Raw genomic sequence first — 7,635 nt, forward strand, 5'->3', positions numbered from 1 at the left:
AGTAATGACCCAGCACTCTGCTGTGTCATGAAATTAATGTCAAGTTTTAACTTTGAAATCTCGCGGCGGATTTTACCAGTTTTTAGCGTTGCCACAACCCTATTATACAAAAATTAGTCAAATGAGCTTATATATTTGGCTGCGCTCTGGTAGTACCTGGTGTTATTCTTTGTCGATCTATCTATTGCATACGTCGTAAATTTTTATGTCCGAAAAAAAAAACCTCCTCGATAAAGAGCCTAAGTCTTTGTCTTTGTTGCGTTCTGGTGTCTTGGTTTCCATTTGTACTTTCTTTTCTCGTATTCTTGGCTTGGTAAGAGATGCTGCTTTGGCGTATGTATTAGGTGCAAGTGGCAGCGCAGATGCATTTTATGTTGCTTTTAAAATTCCTAACTTTTTTCGTCGATTATTTGCCGAAGGGGCGTTTGCTCAAGCTTTTGTCCCAGTATTGAGTGACTACCGAGTAAAAGAAGGCAAGGACGAGGTTCGAGCACTTATCTCTGCTGTGTCAGGGTCGCTGGCTTTGATCTTGTTGTGTATTACTGTGCTTTTCATGGTGTGTGCTCCTTGGGTGGTGTATGTATTTGCACCTGGTTTTGCTGCGGATGATGGTCAGACTAAATTGGCTTCTGAGCTGTTAGTCATTACTTTTCCATATCTGTTATTTATTTCATTAACGGCATTGGCAGGCGGTATTTTAAACGCGCATGGTGAATATGCGGTTCCGGCTATTACGCCGATTTTTCTGAACATCTCTCTTATTGTTGCGACGGTGTTTTTTGCTCGCACTGCGGCCCAGGCCGAAACCGCTGTTGCTTGGGGGGTGTTCTTTGCGGGGCTGATTCAGTTGATGTTTCAAGTGCCATTTTTGGCGAGGTTGCGATTGCTACCGATGCCGACGTTGGGTTTTCGTCATCCAGGTGTGAAGCGAATTTTGCTTTTGATGGGGCCGGCATTGTTTGGTGTGTCTGTCGGTCAGATTAATTTGCTTCTTGATACGGTGTTGGCTTCTTTTCTGCAAACGGGCAGTATTACTTGGTTGTACTTGTCGGATCGCTTGTATGAGTTGCCGTTGGGTATTTTTGCTATTGCCATCAGTACTGTTATTTTGCCTTCTTTGTCGCGTAGTTTTTCTGGTGGCGAAGCGTCGAAGTTTTCTGAAACACTCGATTGGGCGCTGCGAATACTTTTGCTGATTGCTATTCCGTCTTCTCTTGCTTTGTTTATGTTGGCTGAGCCTTTGATTGCGACGATTTTTTATCGTGGTGAGTTAACGGTGAATGATGTTCATATGGCTGCTCAGAGTCTGCAGGCTTACTCACTGGGGTTGGTGTTTATGATGCTGATTAAGGTACTGGCGCCAGGGTATTATGCGAGACAGGATACAAGAACGCCTGTACGTATTGGGATCATTGCGATGATATCGAATATGGTGCTGAATTTGATTTTGGTGTGGCCATTGGGGCATGTGGGGTTGGCGTTGGCGACAAGTTTGTCTGCAGGTTTAAATGCTTTTTTATTGTGGCGCGGTTTGTACAAAAAGCAATATCACGTATTTTCTGCTCAATGGAAGCGTTTGTTGCGTATATTGGTGAGTGCTACCGTTGCGCTTGGTGTGTGCTTGTATTTGTTTCTTCTTCAGGGGTGGCAATGGACCCAGATGGATGACTTGTATCGGGTGGGCTGTACCTTGATGGTTGTCGTTTGCGGTGTGCTGGTGTACGTTCTTGTCGCGGTAGCGGCGGGTTTGCGTCCTTCCATTTTGAAGCATTAGGTGTATTGAAGTGTTTTTTGCTTTGATTATTGGTTTGCACAGCTTGTTCAAGTTCTGGCCTACCTTCATCTGGTTAACTGCTATATAATCCATGATATTTTTTCGACGCTGGATTTAATTGTTTTGTACGGGGTTCTATGGAGTTAATTCGCGGTATTCATAATATCCGTTCAAAGCATAAAGAATGCGTGCTGACGATAGGGAATTTTGACGGTGTTCACTTAGGGCATGGCGCTATATTAGCGCGAGTAAAAGCTTTGGCTAAACAATACAATTCGCCTGCTGCTATCATGATCTTTGAACCTCAGCCGAGAGAGTTCTTTTCACCGGATACGGCCCCAGGTCGTATTGGTCGTCTGCGGGATAAAGTGAAATTGTTGGAAGGGCAGGGTATCGATTATGTTCTTTGCATGCCGTTCAACCCTAAACTTCAACAACTAGATGCGCAGGCATTTTGTCAGCAAATTTTGCTAGATGGCTTGTCTGTAAAGCATTTGGTAGTGGGAGATGATTTTCGCTTTGGCTGTGATCGACAAGGTGATTTTTATTATCTGCAAGAGTTTGGTGGTCAGCATGGCTTTGATGTTGAAAATACACCGTCAGTGTTAAACACTTTGAATGAGCGAGTGAGTAGTACTCTGGTTAGGGATGCTCTAGAGCGCGGCGATATTACTGCCGCACAGATGAACATGGGGCACTTGGTTACCTTAAGTGGTCGTGTGATACATGGACAGCAACTTGGTCGAAAATTGGGTTTTCCAACGGCTAACGTGCACCTTAAAGGTATTAAGTCTGCGTTGTCTGGTGTATATGCTGTGACCTTTATGGTTGATGGCGTCTCCTATAACGGTGTTGCGAATATTGGTGTGCGTCCTACCGTTCAAGGCAAGATGCCGATACTGGAAGTGCACTTATTAGATTTTAACGGTGATCTGTATGACAAATATGTGCAGGTTACTTTCTGTCATTTTATTAGGGCAGAGCGAAAAATGGCCAGCTTAGATGCGCTGGAAAAACAAATTCAATGTGATAAAGAAGAAGCATTACGCTTCTTTGCTAATCAGTGAAAAGATGATCTTTGAGGATGAATCGATAAACCATGAGTGATTATAAACCGACACTGAATTTGCCAGATACAGACTTCCCAATGCGTGGAGATTTGGCAAAACGTGAACCTGCAATGCTTAAGCGTTGGCAGGATATGGACCTATATCAAAAAGTACGTGATGTAAGTAAAGGCCGTAAATCTTTTATTCTTCATGATGGCCCTCCGTACGCAAATGGCAGTATTCACATTGGTCACGCGGTTAACAAAATCCTCAAAGATATTATTGTTAAGTCTAAAACCGTTAGTGGCTTTGATGCGCCTTATATTCCTGGTTGGGATTGTCACGGCTTGCCAATTGAGCACAAAGTTGAGCAATTGATCGGTAAAGCGGGGACGAAAGTTTCTTATAAAGAGTTTCGCGCGAAATGTCGCGAATACGCTTATACGCAAATAGAAGAACAGAAAAAAGACTTTATTCGTTTGGGTGTGATGGGCGATTGGGAAAATCCTTATCTGACAATGAACTTCCAAACAGAAGCCAATATTGTTCGTGCTTTAGGCAAAATCGCTGAGAACGGTCATTTGGTAAAAGGCTTTAAGCCAGTTTACTGGAGTGTTGTTGGTGGTTCTGCTTTGGCGGAAGCGGAAGTGGAATATCAAGATAAAACGTCTTTGTCTTTGGATGTGCGTTATGTGCCACAAGACGAAGCTGCTTTACTTGTTAAATTCTCTGATGTCGAGGGTGAAGGTAAGGTTTCTGTTGTGATTTGGACAACCACTCCTTGGACGCTTCCAGCGAGCCAAGCTGTTTCTGTTCATCCAGACTTCAACTATGCGCTAGTTGAAGTCGATATGGGCTTAGGCAAAGAGCGTTTAATTGTTGCTGAAGACATGGTCGCAAGTGTTATGTCTCGCTACGGCGTAACTGATTTCCGCATTGTTGGTCGTACCGTTGGTGCTGAACTGGCAGGCACTGTGTTGGATCATCCGTTCCTAGAGCGCGATATTCCTGTCATCTTGGGTGAGCACGTAACAACGGAAGCGGGTACTGGCTGCGTGCATACTGCACCAGACCACGGCGTGGATGACTTTAACGTCGGTCGTGAAAATGGCATTGGCACTATCAACCTTGTTCAAGACAATGGTGTTTACTCTGATGCTGCAGGCGAGTTTGCTGGTTTGCATGTTTATAAAGTAGATGATGCCGTGCTTGAGGCACTGAATCGTAATAACGCTTTGGTGTTTGAGTCGAAGATCTTCCACAGTTACCCACATTGCTGGCGTACTAAAACGCCACTAATCTTCCGTGCGACGCCTCAGTGGTTTATCAGTATGACCAAAGAAGGTTTGCTGGATTCTGCAAAGCATGCTGTTGAAGGTGTGAAGTGGGTACCAAGCTGGGGACAAAACCGTATGGAAGGGATGTTGAATAACAGCCCTGATTGGTGTGTGTCTCGTCAGCGTACTTGGGGTGTGCCGATTGCTTTGTTTATCAACAAAGAGACTCAAGAGCTTCATCCTGAAACGCCACGTTTGATCGAGGAAGTTGCTAAGCGCATCGAAGTTGAAGGAATCGACGCTTGGTTTGAAATGGAAGCAGAGGAGTTGTTGGGTGCTGATGCTGAAAAATACAGCAAAGTAACTGACACGTTAGATGTATGGTTTGACTCCGGTGTGACCCATTATTCTGTTATCGATCAGCGTGATGAATTGAGCTTTCCTGCCGATTTGTACCTAGAAGGTTCAGATCAGCATCGTGGTTGGTTCCAGTCTTCGTTGAAAACCTCAATCGCGATTCGTGGTGTGCCGCCATACAAGCAAGTATTGACTCACGGTTTTACCGTTGATGGCGATGGCCGCAAAATGTCGAAGTCTTTGGGTAACGTACTGTCACCACAGAAAGTCATGGATACCTTGGGTGCCGATATTATCCGTTTGTGGGTAGCAGCGACCGACTACACCACTGAAATGACTGTCTCTGATGAAATTCTTAAGCGTGTAGCGGATTCTTATCGTCGTATCCGTAATACTGCGCGTTTCATGATGGCAAACTTAAATGGTTTTAATCCAGCGGCTGATATGGTTCCTTCTAGCGAGATGATTGCGTTAGATCGCTGGATTGTAGATCGTGCTGCCATGTTGCAAAAAGAATTGAATATCGCTTACAGCGAATATCAATTCCATACAGTGAACCAGAAAATCCAGAACTTCTGTTCCGTAGATTTGGGTGGTTTTTATCTGGATGTCATCAAAGATCGCCAATACACAACACAAGAAGACAGCCTGGCGCGTCGTTCTGCGCAGACTGCGCTTTACCATGTGATGGAAGCTTTCTCTCGTTGGATTGCACCGATCTTGAGCTTCACTGCTGACGAAATCTGGCAAACACTTCCTGGGGAACGCGGTGAGTCTGTTTTCTTAGAAACATGGTATGAAGGCCTTGAAGAGTTGTCCGGTGATGAGCCAATGGGTCGTGAATTCTGGAAGCAGGTTCTTGAAGCGAAAGTAGCAACGAATAAAGTATTAGAAGCTGCGCGTAGTGAGGGCAAGATGAAAGCGAGCTTAAGTGCTGATATCACACTTTATTGTGATGATGCTTTGCAAGCAACATTGAATCGCTTAGGTGAAGAGTTGCGCTTTGTCTTAATTGCTTCTGACGTTAAAGTGTTGCCTTTGTCTCAAGCGGATGATGACGCGGTTGCTACCGATCTTGATGGTCTGAAAGTTCACGTTGAGTTGAGTAAATATACTAAGTGTGTACGTTGTTGGCATCACCGTGAAGAAGTTGGTAAGCGAGCAGCGCATCCTGAGTTGTGCGATCGTTGTATCTCTAACTTGCCAGATGGGGAAGGTGAACAGCGCCTTTACGCCTAATGACTGCTTTGATTGTGTGGAAACGAGTCCAGCGCTGGTGGGCGCTGGCTCTTATTCTTTTTGTTTTAGATTGGGTAACAAAACAAGCGGTTGTGTCCAACTTATTTTATGGACAAGAAATTGCCGTTTTTCCATTCTTTGACCTGACATTGAGATACAACACTGGTGCTGCCTTTAGTTTCCTCGCGCAAGCTGGTGGTTGGCAGCGTTGGTTCTTCTCTTTGATCGCATTGGCAGTGGTTGTTGGTATTAGTTGGCGTCTTGTTAAGATCGCAGAAACCAACCGATTAGAATCACTGGCACTGACTTTTGTGTTGGGTGGAGCGATTGGTAACCTTTATGATCGATTGGTTTATGGTCATGTTGTAGATTTTCTACAATTTCATTGGCAGCAGTCGTGGTATTTTCCTGCGTTCAACCTTGCTGACAGTGCTATTACTATTGGTGTTATTTTAATGTTGCTTGAAAGTTTCGTGTCGAAAAAGCAGGAAGGTACAAAAGAATGAGCGTAATTACAGCGGCAAGCAGGGTCACTCTGCACTTTGAGTTGTCACTTGAAGATGGTCAAATCGTTGATTCTAACTTTTCTCGATCTCCAGCTAGCTTTGTATTTGGTGATGGGAGTTTATTGCCAGATTTTGAGTCTGCTTTACTAGGTATGTCTGTAGGGCAAGAAGCTTCTTTCATTATGTCGCCAGAAAAAGCCTTTGGCGTACACAATGAAAGCAATATTCAGCGTATGCCTCGTTCACAGTTCTCTATGGATCTAGAAGAAGGGATGGTGGTTTCTTTTGCTGATATGAGCAAAAACGAATTGCCGGGTGTCATTGCTGAGATTGGTGAGAAAGAAGTGGTTGTCGATTTTAATCACCCTCTTGCTAGTCGGTCACTTACTTTTAGGGTGCAAATCATAGCTATTGAGGATGCCGCATGAGTTTTGCTATTCAACTTGCTAACCCTCGTGGCTTCTGTGCTGGTGTTGATAGGGCGATAGATATTGTTAATCGCTGCTTGGATCTTTTTGAAGCGCCAATCTATGTTCGTCATGAAGTGGTACATAATAAATTTGTCGTCGAGTCTTTGAAGTCTCGCGGTGCAGTTTTTGTTGATGAACTTGATCAAGTACCAGATGACAACATTGTTATCTTTAGTGCGCATGGTGTTTCAAAAGCCGTTCGAGATGAAGCGACAGATCGAGGTTTAAAAGTATTTGATGCGACTTGTCCACTAGTGACAAAAGTGCATTTGGAGGTGTTGCGTTATTCTCGTGATGGCATGGAATGTATTTTGATTGGTCATGATGGCCATCCAGAAGTCGAAGGTACGATGGGTCAGTACGATGATCGTCAGGGTGGTGCTATCTATCTAGTAGAGAGTCCTGCTGATGTAGAGAGACTTAAGGTTAAGAATCCTGAGCGTCTTGCTTTTGTCACTCAAACGACGTTGTCTATGGATGATACCTCGGTTGTTATTGATGCACTTCGAAAACGCTTTCCGATGATTTGTGGTCCAAAGAAAGATGACATTTGTTACGCCACACAGAATCGTCAGGATGCTGTGAAGACGCTAGCAGAAGAATCTGAATTAGTTCTTGTTGTTGGTTCAGTGAATAGCTCTAATTCAAACCGTCTTCGGGAATTGGCTGAAAGAATGGGGGCGAAAGCCTATTTGATCGATAATGCCAGTGAGATTCAGTGCGATTGGTTGAAAGGTATTCGTAGTATTGGCGTAACTGCTGGAGCCTCTGCGCCTGAAGTACTTGTTAATGAGGTGATTGATCGTCTTGTTAAGGAAGGTGGTAGCGCACCTCAAGAGTTAAAAGGTAGAGAAGAGAATGTGTCTTTCTCTATGCCTAAAGAACTACGTATCGTAGAAGTTTGATCGAATTTAAATTAATTTAAATTTTCTTCAAAAAAGGGTTGCACAAAATCTGTAGATC

Annotated in this window: 6 protein-coding genes; all 6 read left to right on the top strand. The window is 44.1% G+C overall.

The genetic code is table 11. From position 1 onward, the window contains the following. Positions 1-205 precede the first annotated feature (205 nt). Positions 206-1,774 carry a murein biosynthesis integral membrane protein MurJ gene (murJ, locus tag TY87_RS18580; protein ID WP_100188189.1) on the top strand — a complete coding sequence of 523 codons (1,569 nt, stop codon included), beginning with the start codon at positions 206-208 and terminating at the stop codon, positions 1,772-1,774. Positions 1,775-1,911: 137 nt separating this feature from the next. Continuing rightward, positions 1,912-2,841: a bifunctional riboflavin kinase/FAD synthetase gene (ribF, locus tag TY87_RS18585; protein WP_100188190.1), complete on the top strand. Its 930-nt coding sequence runs from the start codon at positions 1,912-1,914 to the stop codon at positions 2,839-2,841. 32 nt (positions 2,842-2,873) lie between these two features. Further along, positions 2,874-5,696 (top strand): isoleucine--tRNA ligase, encoded by a 2,823-nt coding sequence (gene ileS, locus TY87_RS18590; RefSeq protein ID WP_100188191.1) that lies wholly within the window; start codon positions 2,874-2,876, stop codon positions 5,694-5,696. Beyond that, entirely contained in the window at positions 5,696-6,202 is a 507-nt protein-coding gene (gene lspA / locus TY87_RS18595) for a signal peptidase II (protein ID WP_100188192.1), read from the top strand. The genes ileS and lspA overlap by 1 nt, the downstream gene beginning before the upstream one ends. Beyond that, on the top strand, positions 6,199-6,630 hold the full coding sequence (locus TY87_RS18600) for an FKBP-type peptidyl-prolyl cis-trans isomerase (RefSeq protein WP_100188193.1): 432 nt from the start codon (positions 6,199-6,201) through the stop codon (positions 6,628-6,630). Before lspA ends, TY87_RS18600 begins: the two co-directional genes overlap by 4 nt. Then, a complete protein-coding gene (ispH, locus tag TY87_RS18605) occupies positions 6,627-7,577 on the top strand; it encodes a 4-hydroxy-3-methylbut-2-enyl diphosphate reductase (RefSeq protein WP_100188194.1) in 951 nt (316 codons plus the stop codon). The genes TY87_RS18600 and ispH overlap by 4 nt, the downstream gene beginning before the upstream one ends. Positions 7,578-7,635: the final 58 nt, after the last annotated feature.

Origin of the sequence: Marinomonas sp. BSi20584 (genome assembly GCF_002792415.1) — a bacterium.
GTDB lineage: Bacteria > Pseudomonadota > Gammaproteobacteria > Pseudomonadales > Marinomonadaceae > Marinomonas > Marinomonas polaris.